The organism is Xenorhabdus indica, from assembly GCF_014467235.1.
Taxonomy (GTDB): domain Bacteria; phylum Pseudomonadota; class Gammaproteobacteria; order Enterobacterales; family Enterobacteriaceae; genus Xenorhabdus; species Xenorhabdus indica.
The window spans coordinates 171,275-193,208 of record NZ_NKHP01000006.1; the positions used below are offsets into that span (position 1 = coordinate 171,275).

Annotated in this window: 17 protein-coding genes and 2 tRNA genes; 3 read left to right on the forward strand and 16 right to left on the reverse strand. The window is 42.1% G+C overall.

Translation table 11 applies throughout. The annotated features are described in order from the left end of the window. Positions 1 to 68: 68 nt before the first annotated feature. The 13 genes from Xind_RS07105 to Xind_RS07165 form a co-directional block, all read right to left on the reverse strand. Positions 69 to 2,780, reverse strand: a complete 2,712-nt coding sequence (locus tag Xind_RS07105; protein ID WP_187649755.1) for an outer membrane usher protein — start codon at positions 2,778 to 2,780, stop codon at positions 69 to 71. A gap of 545 nt (positions 2,781 to 3,325) precedes the next feature. Continuing rightward, the gene (locus Xind_RS07110; RefSeq protein WP_047679075.1) at positions 3,326 to 3,862 is read right to left on the reverse strand and encodes a fimbrial protein; all 537 of its coding nucleotides are present in this window, start codon (positions 3,860 to 3,862) and stop codon (positions 3,326 to 3,328) included. Between the two features lie 732 nt (positions 3,863 to 4,594). Then, the gene (gene deoD, locus Xind_RS07115; protein ID WP_047679074.1) at positions 4,595 to 5,311 is read right to left on the reverse strand and encodes a purine-nucleoside phosphorylase; all 717 of its coding nucleotides are present in this window, start codon (positions 5,309 to 5,311) and stop codon (positions 4,595 to 4,597) included. Positions 5,312 to 5,386: 75 nt separating this feature from the next. Next, positions 5,387 to 6,610, reverse strand: coding sequence for a phosphopentomutase (gene deoB / locus Xind_RS07120; RefSeq protein WP_047679073.1), 1,224 nt, complete (start codon positions 6,608 to 6,610; stop codon positions 5,387 to 5,389). A gap of 82 nt (positions 6,611 to 6,692) precedes the next feature. Beyond that, on the reverse strand, positions 6,693 to 8,087 hold the full coding sequence (deoA, locus tag Xind_RS07125) for a thymidine phosphorylase (RefSeq protein WP_081988946.1): 1,395 nt from the start codon (positions 8,085 to 8,087) through the stop codon (positions 6,693 to 6,695). A 132-nt stretch (positions 8,088 to 8,219) separates the two neighbouring features. Next, positions 8,220 to 8,999 (reverse strand): deoxyribose-phosphate aldolase, encoded by a 780-nt coding sequence (gene deoC, locus Xind_RS07130; RefSeq protein WP_047679072.1) that lies wholly within the window; start codon positions 8,997 to 8,999, stop codon positions 8,220 to 8,222. A gap of 444 nt (positions 9,000 to 9,443) precedes the next feature. Continuing rightward, positions 9,444 to 10,709 carry a NupC/NupG family nucleoside CNT transporter gene (locus Xind_RS07135; protein ID WP_187649756.1) on the reverse strand — a complete coding sequence of 422 codons (1,266 nt, stop codon included), beginning with the start codon at positions 10,707 to 10,709 and terminating at the stop codon, positions 9,444 to 9,446. Between the two features lie 339 nt (positions 10,710 to 11,048). After that, positions 11,049 to 11,819 carry a TatD family hydrolase gene (locus tag Xind_RS07140; protein WP_187649737.1) on the reverse strand — a complete coding sequence of 257 codons (771 nt, stop codon included), beginning with the start codon at positions 11,817 to 11,819 and terminating at the stop codon, positions 11,049 to 11,051. Beyond that, entirely contained in the window at positions 11,820 to 12,935 is a 1,116-nt protein-coding gene (locus Xind_RS07145; RefSeq protein WP_187649738.1) for a patatin-like phospholipase family protein, read from the reverse strand. 332 nt (positions 12,936 to 13,267) lie between these two features. Beyond that, positions 13,268 to 13,726, reverse strand: coding sequence for a BON domain-containing protein (locus Xind_RS07150; protein ID WP_047679068.1), 459 nt, complete (start codon positions 13,724 to 13,726; stop codon positions 13,268 to 13,270). A 197-nt stretch (positions 13,727 to 13,923) separates the two neighbouring features. Continuing rightward, positions 13,924 to 15,513: a peptide chain release factor 3 gene (prfC, locus tag Xind_RS07155; protein ID WP_187649739.1), complete on the reverse strand. Its 1,590-nt coding sequence runs from the start codon at positions 15,511 to 15,513 to the stop codon at positions 13,924 to 13,926. Between the two features lie 160 nt (positions 15,514 to 15,673). Beyond that, on the reverse strand, positions 15,674 to 16,123 hold the full coding sequence (gene rimI / locus Xind_RS07160; RefSeq protein ID WP_047679066.1) for a ribosomal protein S18-alanine N-acetyltransferase: 450 nt from the start codon (positions 16,121 to 16,123) through the stop codon (positions 15,674 to 15,676). Next, entirely contained in the window at positions 16,092 to 16,502 is a 411-nt protein-coding gene (locus Xind_RS07165) for a DNA polymerase III subunit psi (protein ID WP_047679065.1), read from the reverse strand. The genes rimI and Xind_RS07165 overlap by 32 nt, the downstream gene beginning before the upstream one ends. A 199-nt stretch (positions 16,503 to 16,701) precedes the next feature. On the opposite strand from Xind_RS07165, the gene rsmC reads away from it, so the two are divergent. The 3 genes from rsmC to Xind_RS07180 all read left to right on the forward strand — a co-directional run bounded on the left by rsmC (position 16,702) and on the right by Xind_RS07180 (position 18,135). Next, positions 16,702 to 17,715: a 16S rRNA (guanine(1207)-N(2))-methyltransferase RsmC gene (gene rsmC, locus Xind_RS07170; protein ID WP_047679064.1), complete on the forward strand. Its 1,014-nt coding sequence runs from the start codon at positions 16,702 to 16,704 to the stop codon at positions 17,713 to 17,715. Positions 17,716 to 17,889: 174 nt separating this feature from the next. Beyond that, positions 17,890 to 17,976: transfer RNA gene (locus tag Xind_RS07175), tRNA-Leu, on the forward strand. Between the two features lie 72 nt (positions 17,977 to 18,048). Next, positions 18,049 to 18,135: transfer RNA gene (locus tag Xind_RS07180), tRNA-Leu, on the forward strand. A gap of 149 nt (positions 18,136 to 18,284) precedes the next feature. Here Xind_RS07180 and phoA read toward each other — a convergent pair. The 3 genes from phoA to Xind_RS07195 form a co-directional block, all read right to left on the reverse strand. Continuing rightward, complete coding sequence (gene phoA / locus Xind_RS07185; protein WP_187649740.1) at positions 18,285 to 19,751, reverse strand: alkaline phosphatase; 1,467 nt, start codon at positions 19,749 to 19,751, stop codon at positions 18,285 to 18,287. A gap of 263 nt (positions 19,752 to 20,014) precedes the next feature. Beyond that, positions 20,015 to 21,511, reverse strand: a complete 1,497-nt coding sequence (locus Xind_RS07190; RefSeq protein WP_187649741.1) for an aldehyde dehydrogenase family protein — start codon at positions 21,509 to 21,511, stop codon at positions 20,015 to 20,017. A 15-nt stretch (positions 21,512 to 21,526) separates the two neighbouring features. After that, positions 21,527 to 21,907: a cupin domain-containing protein gene (locus Xind_RS07195; protein WP_047683211.1), complete on the reverse strand. Its 381-nt coding sequence runs from the start codon at positions 21,905 to 21,907 to the stop codon at positions 21,527 to 21,529. Positions 21,908 to 21,934: the final 27 nt, after the last annotated feature.

Sequence of the window (21,934 nt, forward strand, 5' to 3'; positions counted from 1 at the left end):
TACCTATGCCAAATAAAGCAATGCAATACTCTATTAAAGATCAATTAAATGGATTTTTTTATTACATTTTATTTATCTTCATCTTTTAAAAACTGACAAGGTAGCAAAAATGCAGTTAAATAATCTGACGAAATTTCATCTGGCACAATAATCTCACATTGAGCACGTCCATCCCAATGCACCTTCAGTTTTTCACCTTTGTTCATTCCGGTCAGATAAGCATATCCGTCATCATTGACAATTCCGATTTCCCGTTGACTTGCATTAACGATAGATGCCCCAAAAGGTGGGAATGTACCATCAGGCAAACGAATAGTTGTCATAGCCTTGAGTCCTGATATGACCTGAAATTTACGGTAACCAATTGCACCTTCTGTCAACGTTGCCAATTGAACAGAGCGCAATGCTTCTACATCGTCCGGTAATTTGTCTAAGTCAATATTTGCGGTATTGCGGTAGTAATTGTTTACATCTACCAGCACAGCTTTACCAAAATGGTTGGTATATACTGCCGAACCGAACGCCCGGACAGGAACATTGCCAACACCTTCGGTATCCACCATCAGGCGGGTTGCGCCAGGCATATTAGTGCGATGTAAAGCTGCACCATTGGCAGTGACAGTAACTCCCCCCTGCAAGCCGAGTGCTACAGTAGTATTGCCACCATCCTGATAACTGGCGCTGGCAGTCAGCAATGCACGATCACCATAGTGGGTGTAATAACCATTTGCTGATGCCTTACCATGAATATTCGTACCTGCTGATATGCGATAGTTATTGCGATCATCAAGACGGTCAAAATAACCTATCGAATGGGAATTTCCCTGACGATTGGTCATTCCGTTATAGCTAAGGGTGCTACTTTCTCCCCACGGAATAGAAAGATTCAAGTAAATACCGTCATCTTTTTTATTATCAAAATTGTTACGGTAAGCTGACAGGTTCACATTGATATTTTTATAACGCCCAATATCAATATACTTAGACAGGGATACGTTATAGTAGTCGTTTGCTGACCGATTCCAGTAGGTCTGATGGCTATAGCTGAGGTAAGCACTGAGGCCAATATCTGTAAACTGTTGATTAAACATCACGGTATACATTTCTTTTCCACTATCGGAAGAAACGTTGCGATAGCGGCGATCGATATATTGTCCCATATTCATAAAGTTGCGTTCAGAGAAACGATATCCGGCAAAAGTTACCTGACTGTTGTATTGATCAAAACGTTTCGAATAACTGAAACGATAAGATCCCCCGGTAAAGGTCTTGTTCTCTCCCGGCAATTTTGCTCTTGACTCCGTCACGTCAAACGACAATGCCCCCAACACCATCAAGTCACGACCAACCCCCAGTGATAAAGCGTTGTAGTCACCTGCTCCCAAAAAACCACCATACAATGACCAGCCGTTATTGATCCCCCAGGAGAATTCTCCGAGACCGAAGGCCGGCCCTTCACGACGATGTTTATCATTAGTAGATTGTCCACCCACCAACTTGTATTGCACACGTCCGGGGCGTGTCAGGTAAGGGATCGTTGCGGTGTTAACCTGAAACTGTTGTACACTTCCATCCTGCTCTTCAACTCTGACATCCAAAGCGCCTGACACTGCATCACTGAGATCCTGAATTCGGAATGGCCCTGACGCAACCTGAGTTTCATACAATACTCTCCCCATCTGACTCACCGTCACCTTGGCATTGGTTCTCGCGACACCAGTGACCTCAGGGGCATAGCCACGTAAGTTCGGCGGCAACATGTTCTCATCAGTCACCAAACTGATACCGGTATAACGAAAGCTATCAAAGAGGTTTGAATTGAGGTAATCCTCTCCCAACGTCAACTTTGCTTCTAAACGAGGAAGTGCACGATACAGGTAGTATCGGCTCCAATCCCAGTCACGGCGTTCTTTGCCACCTGATCGATGTGAGTTGTCTGCTTTATCATGTTTGGTCTTGAAACGATGATATCTGGCCTGCCAGTCAGCCCGAAAACGCCATGCACCCAAATTCATGCCCGCCGTTCCGTTAGCACTTATCTGTTGGTTATTCCGATCATGAGTCGGTTTCGATGTTTGCGCATTAACGTTATAGTCAAACAATAATCCGGTTATCCCCTCATCCCAACGGGACGGAGGATCCCAATCCGGCAAGTCATATTCCAGATAGCTTTTAGGAACAATCAGATACAACGTATAGGTGGCCAGATCCCCCCTTGCCGACATACCCGGTAGTGTATTGAGATCAAGACATTTTCCATCATTCTGCCAACCTAATTTTTCCACCCACTTTGGTTTAAGAGCGATTTGTTTGATTAATTCAGGGGATATACAGGCTTCACTACCTTTCGAATCATCAGCCGAAGCCATAAAATCGATAGAATGGGTATCTGGGAACTCCTCCTTATTCATCCGAACAGCCATCATATAATTCCCCGGCATGATATAGCCTGCGCGAGAGAACTGTTCTAAATTAATATTGCTACGTTCACTGATATCCAGCGCATCAATGTTGAATTCAATTGGCTTAGAATAGGCGATCTGAATACCGGATACCGCAAACAGTATCAAAGCAGAAAGAGGTTTAATTCCGGATATTAAGTGTTCTATTTGTATTTTATTCGTTATCTTCTTTTTATTAATCACGTATTTTTTATTAAAGGTGTTTATACTATTACTGTTCTTTTTTTTATTAATAGAAGAAAAATAATGATTCATAGAATCTGAAAATAAAGCCATAACATCCTCTGAGCAATGAATCGTTAATAACCCAATTTGAATTTAGCTGTTGTCTGATACTGCCAAGTCTGTATGCGTATAGGACTATCGCCTAATAGATCGCATCATTAAAGTTCATCGCTCTCACTTAAGGATCCTACAGATACCGGGGATTGCAGAGGTAACCACATGTCCTGCTTATCCGTAATATATTACGTTCTCTGTTTGTGATTCACTGAATTACCGTACAGCGGGAAGTAGAGGAAACATGTCACCATCGGTAGCCATTAAAAATTACTTAACATGGCAAAATATCTTTATTTTCCGAATACCACCAATAGAGAACACCATAGATTAAATCAATAAAAAAGGGTATTTCAAATTACTTCCATGGGAATAATTCTATTAATGTCATACTCTGCTGACTAATTTGACAATAATATTGATTTATATCAATAAGACAAAGCACATTACAGAATATTCTAATCATGTACTGCTAACATATTAGTTCCCAGAAATACCCTAAAGACATTATCAAGAAACCCGGTAAATCAATAGCAATGAATTTCCTGATGTTCAATTACCAAAATTATCAGTCAGTAAAAGTATTATTGATAATTTAATGTAAAGTTAGCAATAGCAGTGAAGTTACCAGGGACAACTATGCTTTCACCTTTATCATCACTTAAATTAGTACCTTGCAGGTACGCTGCAAATTGCAAATCATTGTTACCTTCGTGCAGAGATAATAGTTTACTTGCTGTTCCCAGAGGCAATCTGTTATCACCAGCATCAGTAATAGCAATTGCCGCGCCTTTCGCTGTTCCTTCAATACCTAAATAACCTGGCTGACCACTAGCTATAGCGCCAGTGAAAGTCGTTTCTACACCTTTCAGAGTCTGTGTAGTGCAATTTTCTAATTCAATTTTGAAATGTTTAGATTCTGAACGCCCTTGTTTTTTCAAAATGTGGCTGGAAACAGCCCCCATATCAACTGCAATATTGGTATTTTTAATTGAACAAGGTGCATCAATGATAGAACCAGTAAATGTAACCGTACCATTACCTTGGTTAGCCGCATTTGCAGCGCCTGCTGTTAAAGCCACACCAAAACCTAAAATCATTGCCAATTTATTCATTTTCATAATCGAATTTATACCTTTTAATTAAAAAATGTCAGACTTATATATAAAGAGAAACCGAAGTACAGAAATTAATTTCTGATACTCAGGATAATGACTATTTAGTTTTTTGACAGATAGCTTGACTGATTCAAATAAACCAAACCGGCGGTATCATTCTACACAAAAATCCTTAAGTCAAATTTCAGCCGATAAAACTGGTAATGCTCCTTAACTGCGTATGAAATATGAGTTTTTATCAAAAAGCCCCCATAAGCAGTAGTATATTTTACTGTCAATTTTGTGAATTTGGGTTATTTTCCTAAATTGTATCGAACAAAGATGAATAGTTCAGAATCTTAGTTTGTGTGTTTTTATTGAGCAACTTTATCTTTCCGAAAAAAATAGCCATATAATTATATCAAAATAATTATTAAATATAGTTTTTACTATTGCCTTTATGGCTTATATCAAAATAAAAACAAACTATTTATCCAAACCATACAATTAACAAGCTAATTATAATATAATTAAATTATTATTTTTATTTAAAAGATTTACTTTTTGTTAAATTAATTTCCCCATTCTTTTTACAGATGAATTAACGTGGAATAAAATGACAACTGAATAAATAGTTGAGAGTCATTTTTAATCAAACTGTTTAAATAATGTATTAATTTGAGCAACAAAAAAGCTCTTCCCATCATTGAGAAGAGCTTTTATTTTTAATCAGGGGATAAAATTACTTAGTCTTTTTTAATTATCACCCAACAAAACAGATTCAAGTGCAATTTCAATCATGTCATTAAAAGTTGTTTGACGCTCTTCAGCTGTCATTTTTTCACCTGTGCGAATATGGTCTGAAACAGTACAGATCGTCAGTGCTTTTGCACCAAATTCAGCCGCAACACCGTAAATACCTGCCGCTTCCATTTCAACACCCAGAATGCCATATTTTTCCATTATATCGAACAATTGTGTATCTGGGGTATAGAACAGATCTATAGAGAAGATATTGCCAACACGTGTGTTAATATTTTTCGCTTTAGCAGCATCAACCGCATTACGAACCAAATCAAAATCAGCGATTGCCGCGAAATCATGATCTTTAAAACGCACACGATTGACTTTGGAGTCAGTACAGGCCCCCATACCAATCACGACATCACGAATTTTAATGTCTTTACTCACTGCACCACAGGAGCCAATACGAATAATCTTTTTGACACCAAACTCGGTGATCAGCTCTTTCGCATAGATGGAACAGGATGGAATGCCCATACCGTGACCCATCACTGAAATGCGACGGCCTTTATAAGTGCCGGTGAAACCCAACATACCACGAACATTGTTAACCTGACGGGCATCTTCTAAAAAGGTTTCCGCAATATATTTTGCACGTAGTGGGTCACCTGGCATCAGAACAACATCAGCAAAATCGCCCATCTCAGCATTAATATGTGGGGTAGCCATAAATTGATTCCTTGTTTTTATTAAGTAATTAAAAATAGGTAAATATCGGGGCAGCCAATGACTTCCCCGGAAAAATCAGAACATCGCTTTACCATAATCCATCGGCGTCAGGTCGAAATATTTCGCCACTGTCTGACCAATGTCTGCAAATGTTTCACGATGTCCCAATGAGCCAGGTTTCACTTTTGGCCCATAAACCAGTACTGGAATATGCTCACGAGTATGATCTGTACCTGCCCAGGTCGGGTCACAACCGTGGTCAGCCGTCAGGATCAGAATGTCATCTTCTTTAACCCGTTTCAGCATCTCCGGCAAACGGCGGTCGAATAGTTCAAGCGCTGCCGCATAACCTGCCACATCACGGCGATGACCATAAGATGAGTCGAAATCAACAAAATTGGTAAACACGATTGTGTTATCGCCGGCCTGTTCCATTTCAACCAATGAAGCATCAAACAGGGCATCAATCCCTGTTGCCTTCACTTTTTTGGTGATACCAACATTAGCGTAAATATCGGCTATCTTACCGATGGAAACCACTTCACCCTGTTTTTCATCAACCAATTTTTTCAGAATGGTTGGTGCAGGAGGCTCAACCGCCAAATCATGGCGATTACCGGTACGCTGGAAGTTACCCGCTTTATCACCCACAAACGGACGGGCAATAACACGACCGATGTTATAACCCCCGAGATTCAGTTCTTCACGGGCGATCTCACATAATTCATACAGTTTATCCAAACCGAATGTTTCTTCATGGCAGGCAATTTGGAAAACAGAATCCGCAGAGGTATAGAAAATCGGCTTACCGGTTTCCATGTGCTCTTCTCCCAGTTTGTCCAGAATAACTGTACCGGAAGAGTGACAATTACCCAAATACCCTGGGAGATTAGCGCGCTCAACCAGTTTATCCAGTAATTCCTGCGGAAAGCTGTTTTCTAAATCCTGAAAATAGCCCCAATCGAACAAAACCGGAACACCGGCAATTTCCCAATGACCTGATGGCGTGTCTTTACCAGAAGAAAGTTCACTTGCATAGCCATAGGCACCAATAATGTCGGCATCTTTGTCTAAACCAATCGGGAAAGTCCCGCTGGATTCTTCTGCCGCTTTACCTAGCCCCAAGCGGCTCAGATTCGGCAACTTCAATAATCCCTGACGGCCAATATCAGCTTCACCACGGGCACATTGCTCCGCAATATGTCCTAAAGTGTTAGATCCTTCGTCACCAAATCTGTCTGCATCTGCACTCGCACCAATGCCAAAGGAATCCAATACCATGATGAATGTACGTTTCATAATTTTCTCCTGCGTCAATTCACGCTATCAATGCGGAAACTGCCAGCTATTAAAATCTATTTTTAATGCCTATGTCGGTTTATCAACTAATATGACGATAAACCATCTGTGTGGCGACTTTCGTTCCTACATTTGATGCTGCCAAAACATTCGTCTTTTGTGAAGCATCCGCCTGTTGTAACGCTTTATGTTGTAGGACAAACGACTTACGCACAGCCTCCGCTGCTGCATGCCACTCATCTTCACTATTGGCATGGATCGTCATCAGAGGAGTATCTGTATTGACTTCTGAACCAAGTGCAATAATATCACTCAGCCCCACACTGTAATTAATCGTATCCGTGGCCTTGCGACGGCCACCCCCTAACGTCACCACGGCCATTCCCAAGGCCCGGGTATCCATCTCTGTTACAATGCATTGTTCTTCAATAACACACTTTTCAGCAAATACTGGTCTGCTAAAAGAGGCTGTCGGCAAATAATGCGCATAGTTTTCAACAAAATCGGCAGGCCCTTTTTGCGCAGCAACCATACGTCCAAAAACTTCCGCTGCTTTACCACTGTTGAGAACTGCCTGTAACTTACGATATGCAGCATCACGGTTTTCTGCCAATTTACCTGATACCAGCATTTCAGCAGCCAATGCCATAGTGACTTCAAATAGCCGGGGATTACGGTATTCTCCCGTCAGAAACTGAACCGCTTCACGGACTTCCAGTGCATTACCCGCACTGGATGCCAGCACCTGATTCATATCGGTTAACAATGCAGTCGTTTTGCAACCCGTACCATTAGCTACCGCGACGATGGATTCTGCCAGTTGTTCCGATTGCTCATAAGTTGGCATAAATGCCCCGGAACCTACTTTCACATCCATGACCAAGGCATCCAATCCCTCAGCCAATTTTTTGCCCAGAATAGAGGCGGTAATCAGTGGAATAGAGTCAACAGTAGCAGTAATATCACGTGTTGCATAAAAACGCTTATCCGCAGGTGCCAATGAGTGGGTCTGACCAATAATCGCAATGCCAACATCCCGGATAATGTCACGAAAACGATGTTCATCAGGGAAGATGTCAAAACCGGGAATGGATTCTAATTTATCCAATGTTCCTCCGGTATGCCCCAATCCGCGTCCTGAGATCATCGGGACATAACCTCCACATGCTGCTACCATCGGCCCTAACATCAGGGATGTTACATCACCAACCCCGCCCGTCGAATGTTTATCGACAACTGGGCCATGCAAGTTCAATTTATTCCAATCCAGAACTGTACCGGAATCGCGTACTGCCAATGTTAAAGCAATACGTTCCTCCATCGTCATATCCCGGAAATAAATGGTCATTGCTAATGCAGCGATTTGCCCTTCGGATACTGTGTTATCACACACGCCGTTAATAAAGAAACGGATTTCCTCTTCATTCAGTGGATAACCCTCTCTCTTTTTGCGGATAATTTCCTGTACCAGAAACAAAGCTACCTCCCAATCATCATTATTATCTGAAAAGAATGGCAGTAATGCACCTTATCTTAGTGAACCGTCATATGTTGTTATTGATCTCAATAACGATTGTTTTTAATCAATGATGGTTCTAAATATGGGTTATCAATAACTACTGCTTTGTTTTTGTCCCTGGTGCCCTAACGTTGTCAATAAGCTCCCCAATAAACTGGAAGCACCAAAACGGAAATGGCGGGTGTCTACCCATTTATCACCCATGATTCTATCTGCCAGAGCCAGATATTGCGCTGCTTCTTCTGCGGTACGCACACCGCCCGCAGGTTTAAATCCAACAGTATCACCTACCCCCATATCACGGATGACGCTGAGCATGATCTCAGCACTTTCCAGTGTCGCATTCACGGGTACTTTTCCGGTTGAAGTTTTAATAAAATCTGCTCCCGCTTTAATTGATATTTCAGATGCTTTGCGGATCAGATCAACCTCTTTCAGTTCGCCGGTTTCAATAATAACTTTTAGCCAGACACCTGCTCCAGCGCAGGCAGCTTTGCAGGCTTTAACTAAATCAAAACCAATTTGTTCGTTACCCGCTATCAGTGCACGATATGGGAAAACAACGTCCACTTCGTCAGCACCATAAGCAATGGCTGCACGGGTTTCCGCCAGTGCGATATCAATATCGTCATTACCGTGCGGGAAATTGGTGACAGTGGCAATACGAACGTCAGGTGTTCCTTGTTCACTTAATACCTTACGTGCAACCGGAATAAAACGTGGGTAGATACAGATAGCTGCGGTATGCCCTGCCGGGCTGTTCGCCTGATGACAAAGTGCCGTCACCTTTTCATCAGTATCATCATCATTGAGTGTTGTTAAATCCATCAAACTCAGCGCACGCTGAGCAACTGCGGTTAAATCGGTCATAAAACTCTCCAACGGTATTATTGTGATTCAATCAGTTCACACATTCTTTAAACGCTTATGCTGAATAATTGTCCTGAATGATTAGTAAATTCTTATGTTGGCGAGCGGACTTGGTTCCTTGAAGATGTTGCGATGATTATATTTCTCAGCAACAACAGAGTTCCTTTTCTCCGCACCTATTTCTTTAGTTTGATTTTCTTTAGCTCATACTGCCCCGGCAGACATTAGCTTACTCCATGAAATCTTAGAACATCATTATTTGAACATGTAAACGCACAATAATGCGTGTGTAAACTCACATTAATTAAATGAGAATTGCAATGATAATCATTTTATTATGATATTAATCACAATTATTAGCCTTGAAAAAAATAAAATGCAGGTGAGGTCAACTCACCTGCATCTAATTTAGTAGATATTTTCTAATTTAGACTTCCCTAACTATTACAGAGAGAAGAAAAACCCGGCAATTGTGGCACTCATCAGGTTAGAGAGTGAACCAGCCAATACGGCTTTCAGACCGAAGCGCGCAATGTCACCGCGGCGGTTTGGTGCCATACCACCCAGACCACCGAGCAAAATGGCAACAGAAGACAAATTAGCAAAACCACACAATGCGAAAGAAATGATCGCTTTGGTGTGATCAGAAAGTACTTGCAGGCCTGCTGCCTTAACTACGTCATCTGGTTTCAGATATTCACCAAAGCTCATAAATGCGACGAATTCATTAACAACCAGTTTCTGCCCAATAAAAGAACCTGCAACTGTTGCTTCATGCCACGGTATACCAATCAGATAAGCAATTGGCGCAAATACCCAACCCAGAATCAGTTCCATTGACAATTGAGGATAGCTGAACCAACCACCGATGCCGCCTAGCATACCATTCAACAAAGCAATCAATGCAGTAAATGCCAACAACATTGCCCCTACATTCAGGGCCAGTTGCATACCGGATGCCGCACCAGATGCCGCCGCATCAATAATATTAGCCGGACGCTCTTGAGCAGTAACCAAAGACATTGCATCAACAGTATCGTGTGTTTTTTCAGTTTCTGGCACCATCAGTTTTGCAAACAAAAGGCCACCCGGTGCTGCCATGAATGAAGCCGCGATCAGGTATTCCAATGGAACGCCCATGGATGCGTAGCCTGCCAATACAGAGCCTGCTACAGAAGCCAGACCACCACACATAACAGCAAACAGCTCAGATTGAGTCATGGTCGCGATATAAGGACGGACAACCAGAGGGGCTTCTGTCTGACCTACGAAAATATTCGCTGTTGCGGACAGAGACTCTGTACGTGATGTTCCCAACATTTTTTGCAAGCCGCCACCAAGAACTTTGATGATAAGCTGCATAACACCAATGTAATACAGAACGGCAATCAAAGAAGAGAAGAAAACAATGACCGGCAGAACACGCAGAGCAAAGATAAAGCCACCGCCGCCAAACAGTTCAAACATTTTGTCAGAAACCAATCCACCGAAGATGAAATCAGTTCCCTTCTGACCATATCCGATTACATTGGAAACACCTTTTGACATTCCACCCAGAATGTCTTTACCTGCTGGCACATAAAGTACAAATGCCCCAATAGCTACCTGAATAAGAAAGGCGCCGAGGACAGTGCGGATTTTAATAGCTCGGTAATTACTGGAGAAAAGTACTGCGATAAAAATCAGCACTACCATCCCTATCAGGCTCATAATGAGTTGCATTGGAAGAATCCCTGTTCACTAAATGAATTAAAAATATGTCAGTTATTTTGTAAGTTCCTACTGACACTGTGTGTGGAGGCGATTATACCTAGTAGTAAAAAAGAACAAGCAACTAACATCACAAATTAATACAGCAAAAAGTAATATAAAAACAGAAAATGAGATCTACGTCACATATAACCATGATATTTATCGGGGATTAGATAATTTTGCGGAAAAAAAGGGAGAAATAAGAAGATAATGCCAGTTTAATATTATTAATATTTATTTAAAACGGAAGACCATCTTTTGACTGACAAAAATGGCCTGATTTTTATTCAACAGAAACTAGCTTAATGCAAACAATGTCATGCTATTTTGATAAATTTGGTGGGAAATTTCATCTACAGATTCAGGACGCAATTCACACAATGCAGAAAAAATCTGAGCAACTCTTTCTGGTCGGTTTGGCTGCCCCTGAAACCCTGATAAGGGCATATCAGGGGCATCCGTTTCTAACACCAGGGATGATAGTGGTAATCGTGCAATCGTATCTCGTGTCTTTTTTGCTCTCTCATAAGTTATAGTTCCACCAACACCAATATAAAAACCCAAACGAATAAAAGCTTGTGCCTGAGACAAGCTCCCGGCAAAACCATGGATCACCCCGGTACGTGGCACACTGTGTTTCCGTAACATTGCTGCCAATTGATCGTGGCTTTTGCGGGAGTGAAGTATCACAGGCAATTCATACTTGTCGGCCAGCATGAGCTGCGCTGCTAAGAGGCTTTTTTGCTTCTCAGACTGAGGTTCCGGCATATACAGATCAAGCCCGATTTCACCTACCGCTACACAGTTAGCCTGTTTTTCCTTGAGTTTCTGTTCCAGTTCACCCAGATGCACGTCATGATGTTCATTGATATACAAGGGATGTAACCCAAACGCAGCATAAATTGAGTCATAGGTAGCGGCCAGATCGGCAACACGTTGAAAATTCAACTGACTGACTGTCGGGACAATGATTTTTTCTACCCCTGTTTGTCTGGCGCGAGCTAAACTTGCTGTTTCATCGTCAGCAAAAGGAGGAAAATCAAAATGGCAATGTGTATCGATAAACATCTACTTATCCATCATGGTAGTACCCGTCAGTGGAGTCGGGGTAATATCATTCACCTCTGTTACCTCATTCTCCGGGCTATTCATATTGTCCAAAAAACCATTGTGCCTGAAAGCATTACGGTTCATTCCATCATGATTTAAACCGTTGCGGCAAACACCATAACTTTTACGTTCTGCCAGCCCGAATTTACCTCCGATAAAAGTATGTCCGATGGTGGCCAGAAAATACCGCCCACAGCGCCGCCCCAGGTGATAATCCTTATCCAATGCACTGATCCGGCTTCCCAGTGCCATTGTGGCTAATGGTGCTGGTGGATAAATTTCGAATACCTGCACATCATCGGGGGGATTTTCAATAAATTGCTGTGTCCGATAGTAACTTTTAGCATGCAGCTTCAACATCTGAATCATCTTTTGTGAGCTACTGCTTTCCAACCAACGCTCTATTCGTTTAATCCACTGTTGCGTGTAATAGAGCTGTGAAGGCACTGTCCTGACCACCACAATGGTATCTGCACCACGGCGATAAGCCTCTTCTACTGGTATCGCATCACAAATGCCACCATCCTGATAAACAGTGCCATCAAGCGTCACGCCATTGCGATAAAAACCAGGAATAGCGCTGGAAGCCTTTATAATCTCCATCCAATTTTTTTCCTCAGGATGAAAATAGTTAGCTTCAAAATCATCTGCTCGACAGGCGCACATATAGAATTCACGCCCTGCATCAAAATGTCGCATCGCAATAGGGATATTCAAGGGTGATTTTTCAGAAACGATATCAATATACCAATCCAGATCGATTAGATGCCCACCCCGGACAAAGCGCAACGGATTAAAAAAGGTAGTATTAGTTGTGTAATTTTTAATTACCTTGCGGGCATATCCTTTCTGACCACAGATATACGCAGAAAGATTCTGAGCACCTGCGGAAGTACCAAGAAACAATTCGAATGGGTTGAAGTCAAGCCGGAGAAATTCATCCAACACACCAGCGGTAAAAATTCCCCGCTGCCCACCACCTTCACAGACAAGTGCAATTTTTCCCGGTTTGATCCGTGATGTATAAGCTAACGGCTCTATACTACCCAGCGTAATCGGAATATGTTTCCCCATAGCCCCCCCTAAAAAGTCAATGTCAGTTTCAAAATGTAATTTGAGTTATACCCTCCGCCTTTTGAGTTGTCTTTTTGTTGGCTGCAACGCCTCTTGACATCCATTGGGTATATGACTATCTATCAGTATATTGTTATGCAAACAAAGTGCTTATAAAACTTGCATTAGATAATGAAGATTAATTCACAAACAGGCAAGCCTTTGCTTACTTTCTGAATAGACAGCACATATTGTGCTTCTTGAAAAGTGACTCGCTTAATCAGGTTGGATTTTATTTGGAGAATAGAAACAAAAAGAGTGGCTTATTATCTGCCACTCCATCAAAATACGCATTATTTTTTGATAGTTAACGTACTGTTTACGAACTTAACACCATCTACTTGATGAGCAACTTTGATCACCCGTTTAACCTGTTCTTCATTTTTGACAAAACCGGAAAGATAAACTACGCCTTTTTTCGTTTTCACTGAAATATCGTTACTATTAATCCCTTTATATTCCAGTAACTTCTCTTTTATTTTGACAGTAATTACACTATCATCAATCGAATTACCGACTTGTTTCAGTGAATTATCAATTTTTTCCTCTGCATTTTTGATTGAATTATCAATTTTCTGGCGCGTATTTTCTAATGCTTTATCTTCTAATATTTTCTTTTCTAAAGAATTACTTTCTGTAGTATTGCCTGAAGATGTTTCTGCGGCTGATACGCTGCCATTTATCAATACCAAGCCTAAAGCCGAACCTAAAATAACGGTCAGGAGTGAGTGTGTGAACGTTGATTTTTTCATCCTGCGACCTTCCCTTAACTAAGCCAAATTGTCAAAAGATGATATATCATCAAATTATGGAGAAGAAATGGGCTTTACAATAAATAACGTATATTTTCTTAAGCCAGAAATATGCTTTAAATAAAGCATAACCAATATATTTTGGAATGGAGTAACAAATTTAAAAGGGCCAACTATTTGTTAGCCCCGAAAAAATATTAGTGTTCCCGCGTCTTACGGAAAACAATATCAGGATAACGTTCACTGGTCAGATTTAAATTAACCATGGTTGGTGCAATGTAAGTCAGGTTATCGCCACCATCAAGTGCCAGATTTTGCTCATTCTTGCGTTTGAACTCTTCCAGTTTCTTGACATCATTACATTCTACCCAACGTGCAGTAGAAACGTTGACAGGTTCATACAACGCTTCAACGTTATATTCACTCTTCAAACGAGCAACAACGACATCAAACTGAAGGACACCCACTGCCCCAACGATCAGGTCGTTATTGGTTAGTGGGCGAAATACCTGTACTGCGCCTTCTTCTGATAACTGAACAAGACCTTTCAACAATTGTTTTTGTTTCAGTGGATCACGCAACCGAATACGACGGAACAATTCAGGGGCAAAGTTTGGAATGCCTGTAAATTTCAGCTCTTCACCTTGGGTAAAGGTATCACCAATCTGAATCGTGCCATGATTGTGCAGGCCAATAATATCTCCCGGATACGCATCTTCGACATGGGAACGATCTCCGGCCATAAAGGTCAGCGCATCTGAAATAACCACATCTTTTTTAGTACGCACCTGACGCAGTTTCATGCCTTTTTCGTATTTACCAGAAACAACACGCAAAAATGCCACACGATCACGATGTTTCGGGTCCATATTGGCCTGAATTTTGAAAACAAAACCCGTGAACTTTTCTTCTTTTGCAGTGACTTCACGAGCATCAGTTTGACGAGGCATTGGCATCGGTGCCCATTTAACAAGGCCATCCAGCATGTGATCAACACCAAAATTACCGAGTGCAGTACCGAAAAATACCGGCGTTAATTCACCTTGTAAGAAGGCATCCAGATCGAATTCGTGTGATGCACCTTTGACCAGTTCCAACTCTTCACGTAACTGATTAGCCAAATCCTCACCAATTGCCGCATCCAGCTCAGGGTTATCCAGCCCTTTAATAGCCCGGACTTCCTGAATCGTATGCCCCTGGCCAGATTGATACAGATAAATTTCATCCTGATAGAGATGATAAACCCCTTTAAATGATTTACCACAGCCGATAGGCCATGTGATCGGGCTACAGGCGATATTCAACTCGTTTTCCACTTCATCCATCAATTCCATCGGATCGCGGATATCACGGTCGAGTTTATTCATGAATGTCAGGATCGGCGTATCACGCAGACGGGTGACTTCCATCAGTTTACGGGTACGATCTTCAACACCTTTTGCAGCGTCAATTACCATCAAACAGCAGTCAACCGCAGTCAAAGTACGGTAAGTATCTTCGGAGAAATCCTCATGCCCCGGAGTATCCAGTAAGTTAACCAGACAATCACTATAAGGGAACTGCATCACCGAGGTGGTAATGGAGATACCACGTTGCTTTTCCATCTCCATCCAGTCTGATTTAGCGTGCTGATTGGAACCCCGGCCTTTTACCGTACCCGCTTTCTGAATCGCCTGTCCGAACAGCAATACCTTTTCAGTAATAGTCGTTTTACCCGCATCGGGGTGAGAAATTATTGCAAAGGTTCTTCGCTTCGCGACTTCTTGCAAGAATGAGGAATTTGACATTAATTGAAATCTTCTAGTCTACGCGCGGATAGCTACCATGTGTGAAGCACAGAATGACGCTTCATCTTCGAATCCGGCATGTTAATCGTGATTGGTGCTTATTTTCGCTGAACTTGGCGTTATAAACAACTAATGATGCTCAAGATGGTATAAAACTCCGTTACTCTCCAAATAACGGCAACGCCATAATAATTGCGTCTTCTTTTCCTGTCGCGGTTGGGTAATAGTTTTTGCGAATGGAAACTTCGTTAAATCCCAAATCTTCATACAAACGAATCGCCGACCTGTTTGAACGCCGTACTTCAAGCCATAGTGTATTAATCTGTTTGTGAGGCAATACATCGACCAGGTATTTCAGCAATGTTTTTCCATGCCCCTGTGATTGATATTCAGGATGAATAGCGATATTAAAGAGTGTCGCTTCATCCAAAACACACTGCACTATTGCAAAACCAATCATCTGATCATTAAGCGTGATTTTGTAATTGAGATAACGTTCTCCCTGATTAGAGTAAAAAGTTTTTTCACTCCAGGGAAAAGCATGGCTGGCCTGTTCTATCTGAAATGCAACGGGAAGATCAACGGGAGTTAATAGAGAAATATTCTTCATAATGGTAAATTTGTTGCCAAAGAGCGCGTTTTGCATCCCCATCAAGGGATAAATCATTTAATGCAGGGCTTCTCAAAGAAATCCCTTGTATTGATAAGGTAATATCAACCCCCAACAGCCAGCATGGGCAGTGGATTGATTCCGAAAGTAACTCAACGTCTTTTGTCGTGATGCAATAAACTGATGAGGCATTAATCCCCATGGCTGTGAAAATATCAGCAAGTAATGAATGACTTAAGTCAATGTTATCATGGCTAATGATCAACAAACGGGTTGAGTCAGGGATGAGGACAGATAATTCACCTCGCAGGGTCGCAGGGCTACGCAAAACCCATTGGGTAATGCCCAATCGAGTAAGTGATCTGTCACGCTTTGTCATCGTGTTTTATTCCATCTGCCATAAAAAATAACAGGTAATATATACCTAATAGATTTCAAGTTGCAGCCAACAAAACGGCAACTTGAAAGATGAAAGGTATATTATCAGAGGGCTTATCTCTGCGCCAATCAACACGGCATCTCAGATTTGCCCACAGATAATGATTACTAAATAAAGATTTATAAGGAGCTAATCATAGATGTCAGTATTAACACCAGCCAGTGAAGTTATCCTGCGCCATCAAGAGCAATTCCGCTCCCATCATCTGCTTTTTGCTGGTGACCTTCAGGATACTCTGGCAACGGAAATTGAAGCTGCAAGTGTACGAGTACATACTAATCAATATCATCACTGGCAGTCGCTGATCCGCACACTGGGTGATAATGCCTCGTTTGGTCTTACGGCGGACAGCATCTTTGTCAAAGGATGTGATACGCTGATTTATTACTGGCCAAAAAGCAAGCATGAAGCACGTTTCCAACTCCGCAGTCTGTTTTCCATCCTGCCTGTCGGAACCGATGTTTTTATTGTCGGCGAAAATCGCAGTGGTGTCCGTAGCGCTGATAAGCTGATGGAAGGTATTGCCACTTTCCATAAAATAGACAGTGCCCGCCGTTGTAGCCTTTTTTACGGTCAACTGGAGCAACAGGTTCAGTTTGATCAGAACAATTGGTGGAACAGCTATCAAGTCGGCGATGTCACCGTCAATACATTGCCCGGCGTATTCAGTCAGGATAATCTGGATGTTGGCAGCCGTCTTCTGCTCTCTACGTTTGATACACCGATTTCTGGCAGCCTGCTGGATATCGCTTGTGGTTCTGGTGTCTTAGCAACGGTATTGGGTAAAAATAACCCCGGCTTGTCACTGACACTCAGCGATGTCAATGCAGCCGCTATCACATCCAGTAAAGCGACATTGAAAGCAAATAAACTGGAAGGGAACGTCATTACCAGTAATGTTTACTCCGCTATCGAAGAAAAATTCGACTGGATCATTTCCAATCCGCCATTCCATGACGGCCTGAAGACAAGTCTGTCAGCGGCTGAAGATATGATCCGCATGGCACCCAACCATCTGAAATATGGTGGTAAACTCCGGATCGTAGCAAATGCTTTTTTACCTTACCCGGCGCTGCTGGATAGCGTTTTTGGTCGACATGAAGTGATTGCTCAGACAGGTAAATTCAAAATTTATCAAGCTACCAAGAAGTAACAAATCAAACAACTATTGCCCTTTCCAAATGGATGGGCAATACCAGCATGTTGTTTTTTGCATCAATTATGCTTTCTTCCGATAAATAATGATTGACGTCAGCCGTAAAATCTCTAGAATGCGCCTCCATGCTATCTGTTTAAGTGGTTGTCTGTTTAAATAGTATCTGAATTTGCGAGGGTGGCGGAATTGGTAGACGCGCTAGCTTCAGGTGTTAGTGTTCTTACGAACGTGGGGGTTCAAGTCCCCCCCTTCGCACCAAATCAGATAGTTATCGGTTAAACGAATCAACTAGATAAATCAGTTAAACAAATCAGATAAATAGCAGTACCTGCGAGGGTGGCGGAATTGGTAGACGCGCTAGCTTCAGGTGTTAGTGTCCTTACGGACGTGGGGGTTCAAGTCCCCCCCTTCGCACCACTGTTAATATTTATCTGCTCATCTCTTATCTGTCTCATATTTTCTCGCTTTTTCTCCGTTCTTTTTTTGGTTTTATTCCTTAATACATCCCAGTTATTCTCAAAAATGAAAGTGACCTAAACAACGCAAGCCAGCAAACAGGCTACACGTCACAACAATCCCATCGCATTACGTATGGTAAAGAACAAATCGGTTTGATCAGTTAAACCAACAACATTGGCTGCATAAGGGCCATAAGCGGCAACACGTAATTGTGTTCCGGTATGGTTTTGTTTGCTTTTTTCTGAATTGCCATAGCTTACCGTGATGACTGCACCATCTTTGGTAATCAATGAGCGGGTCAATCCGGGGGATTTAACATCGGGTTCAATAATCTGGCTGGAATGGGCATGATCAGCCGTAACAATAACTAAGGTATCTCCATATTGCTTTGCAAATTTCAAACCCACTTGTACAGCTTCATCTAATGCCACTGTTTCCCCAATTTGGGCACAAGGGTTAGCTTCATGATCTTGTTTATCAATTGAAGCACTTTCCACTTGTAAGAAGAATCCGTTCTTATTGGTTTTCAATAAATCAATCGCTTTTTCGGTCAGTTGTGCCAATGTGGGTTCAGCGGAATTGCGATGAGTGTTAATTTTACACTTCACTGGCGCTTCATTAATGTTGCCATGATAAACCGCTTTTGGCCCTTCCCAGATCACACCCATATTTCCATCATTGAACAATCCCAACAGGGGTTTTTTCTGATTGACCTCTTGAATATCATTTAATGACTTTATATCTGTTACCCATTGATACCCTTGTTCCAGGGCTTGTTGCTTCAGAATTTTTCCTTTATTAACGCCGGATAACGATTGTTGTTCAAAACTTTTAGCACCGCCCCCCAAAGTAATATCGGGACGCGCAACTAAAAGCTGTTCCGTGATAGAACCTTTACCACCGTTTTCTAAAGCATCGATAGGGCATTTTTCCGAGGTTTCTTGTGGCCCATAGCATTTACGGTTTGTGACATGAGCATACAGCGCGGCTGGCGTAGCATCCTGAATTTCGGCAGTCGTAACATTTCCTGTCGCTTTTCCGTTTTTCTTTGCTAACTCCAGTAATGACTGATGTGCTTTACCAAAAACATCAATGCCCAACGCACCATTATAGGTTTTCGTCCCTGTTGACCATGCAGTGGCAGAAGCCGCAGAATCCGTGACATAGTTTGGTTTTTTTGTTTTTTTATTCAGAGAGTAATGCGTGTATTGGCCAGTAAAAGGCAGTGCATCGATTCCCTTAAAAAAACCACCAGCGCCTTGTGAATAATTGCGGGCTAATGTGATTTCAGAATCCCCCATACCATCACCGATAAACAAAATAACGTTCTTCGCTTTTTTATTATTCAATGCTGTCTTAAGAGCATTCGTTTGGTCTTCGGCAAGACGGCGGGCACCGCCGAACTGGGTTATATCTCCATGAGCTAAACGGGATTCTGCCACGATGTTATCTGTATTACTGGCTCGTGCAGATAAACAGGTTCCTGACATGAATATAGCGATAATAAATAGGGTAATAGTAAGAGATAGCAAGCTTTTTGTGTAATTACGGGAGGGTATGTGGCGGTAAAACATAGAGTGTTCCTTACTTTCAGGAAAATTAAACAAAACACCATGAATATGAATTTATTCCCGAATAGTGAACGCTCAATGTGACATTATTGTGAAAGGCTGATAACACATTTATGACAATTTCTTACAATATGTATTGTCACTATAGACATACCTGCAAATTGCAAGAAATAGCCCGGCGATTAGGCTCGATATTTTTCAGGTTGCCTCATTTACACTCCCAGTGAAACAACCTGAAATCTGTTAGATATAACTGCCTGTTGCTATCAGTACCGCATCATGACCGATTTCAGTTCTGTGTAATGCTCAATGAATGCCTTACCAAACTCACGACCAATTCCTGAGGATTTCATACCACCAAATGGAACTGCGGGATCAAGGAACGTGTGCATGTTAATCCATAAAATACCCGCCCGGATACGCGGGATCATGCGCATTGCCTTACTTAAGTCGTTTGTCCATAAACTGGCAGATAGGCCGAATGGCGTTGCATTCATCATGGCAATCAGTTCTTCCTCATTATCATAACTGAGGAAAGCCCCTATTGGGCCGAACGTTTCTTCTTTCATTAACGTATCTTCGGCACTTTTCGCACGGATTACGGTTGGCATAACAAAAAAACCTTTCCCTTCCAGTGCACGTCCACCATATATGATTTCATTCCCTTCCTGACGTGCTTTTTCAAACAGAGACAGAATTTTTTCGTAATGCTCTTTGTTTGCCAAAGGTCCCATCTCTGTTGTTTCATCAAGGGGAGAACCAATCTTCATCGCAGACAAACGTTCAGAAAGTAACTTCAAAACCGCATCCATGTGAATAGAGGGAATATAGAAACATTCCGCCGCCGCACAAATTTGCCCCTGATTCACATAACCAGCTTCTAATACTCCTTCAACAATTTTCTCTACAGACATATCTGGCAAGAAAGCTGCTGCATTTTTACCACCTAATTCCAGCGTCGTACGGAGCAAACGACCATGCTCCATGGCAGATTTACCAATCGACATGCCAACAGGAACTGATCCGGTAAAAGTGACCTTAGCACATAGTGGATGGGCGAGTAGTTCCGCACCCACACCAGTACCAGAACCATTGACAATATTGATCACACCATCAGGAATTCCGGCTTCTTTCGCCAGTTCTGCTACACGCAGCATAGTTAAGGGAGTATATTCACTGGGTTTCAGAACAATCGTACAACCACAGGCCAATGCCGCTCCCAGTTTCCAAATGGCGATCATAATCGAGAAATTCCACGGAATAATTCCGACTACCACACCAACAGGTTCACGACGGGTAAAGGCGGTATATTGCTCCCCTTTGAACGATGGCAATGAAACATTCAGTGTTTCACCGCTTATTTTGCTCGACCAACCGGCAAAGTAGCGCAAGTATTCAGCAGAAGTACCAACCTCCAGCATACGTGATAATTGAATAGTTTTTCCTGAACACAGACTTTCAAGCTGGGCAAGTTCTTCACTATGTTTTTGCAGTAAATCCGCCAATCGAATCAGGCAGTTGCCACGTTCCATAGGAGAAGTTTGTGCCCATGAACCATGAAAAGCCGTTGATGCAGCCTCCATAGCGGCATTAGCTTCTGCCTGACTTCCGCGGTTGACAATAGCAATCACCTCATTAGATGCCGGGTTGATGACCGAAAAGGTGTTGCCTTCCTGACCACGAACAGCTTGTCCATTGATATAATGGCCATGAGAACGTTGCAAAAACGCTGTAACGGACTCTAGCAGAGTGATTTCACTCATTATATTTCCCTCTTGTCAGTCTGAAACCTGAGCATTGACACATGCCATATAGTGTTTAACGAAGCGTTCACTGGTGATTTCCCACAAGACTTCGGTACCTTTCGCCGCAAACCATGAGTCACCTTCGTGGTATTCGACTATCACCCCTGTTTTAACATCCGTTAGTTTTACGGAGCCTTCATAAACAGTTGCCATTTCATCAAAGGGATAAACCATCTTAAATTTCCCTTTGGTACAAGCAAAAATACCGCAAGTCAGGTTATCCGTTGGCTCTCCGTGTATCATTGCACTGCTTGCCTGTGGATCGCCTTCTACAACAATAGAGCCAAGATTGGTGACACTACCAATCGGCATTAGTTCAGGAAGTGCTTTATCTAACAATAACGACTTTATCATGACTTTTACCTTTCAGAATTTATTGTG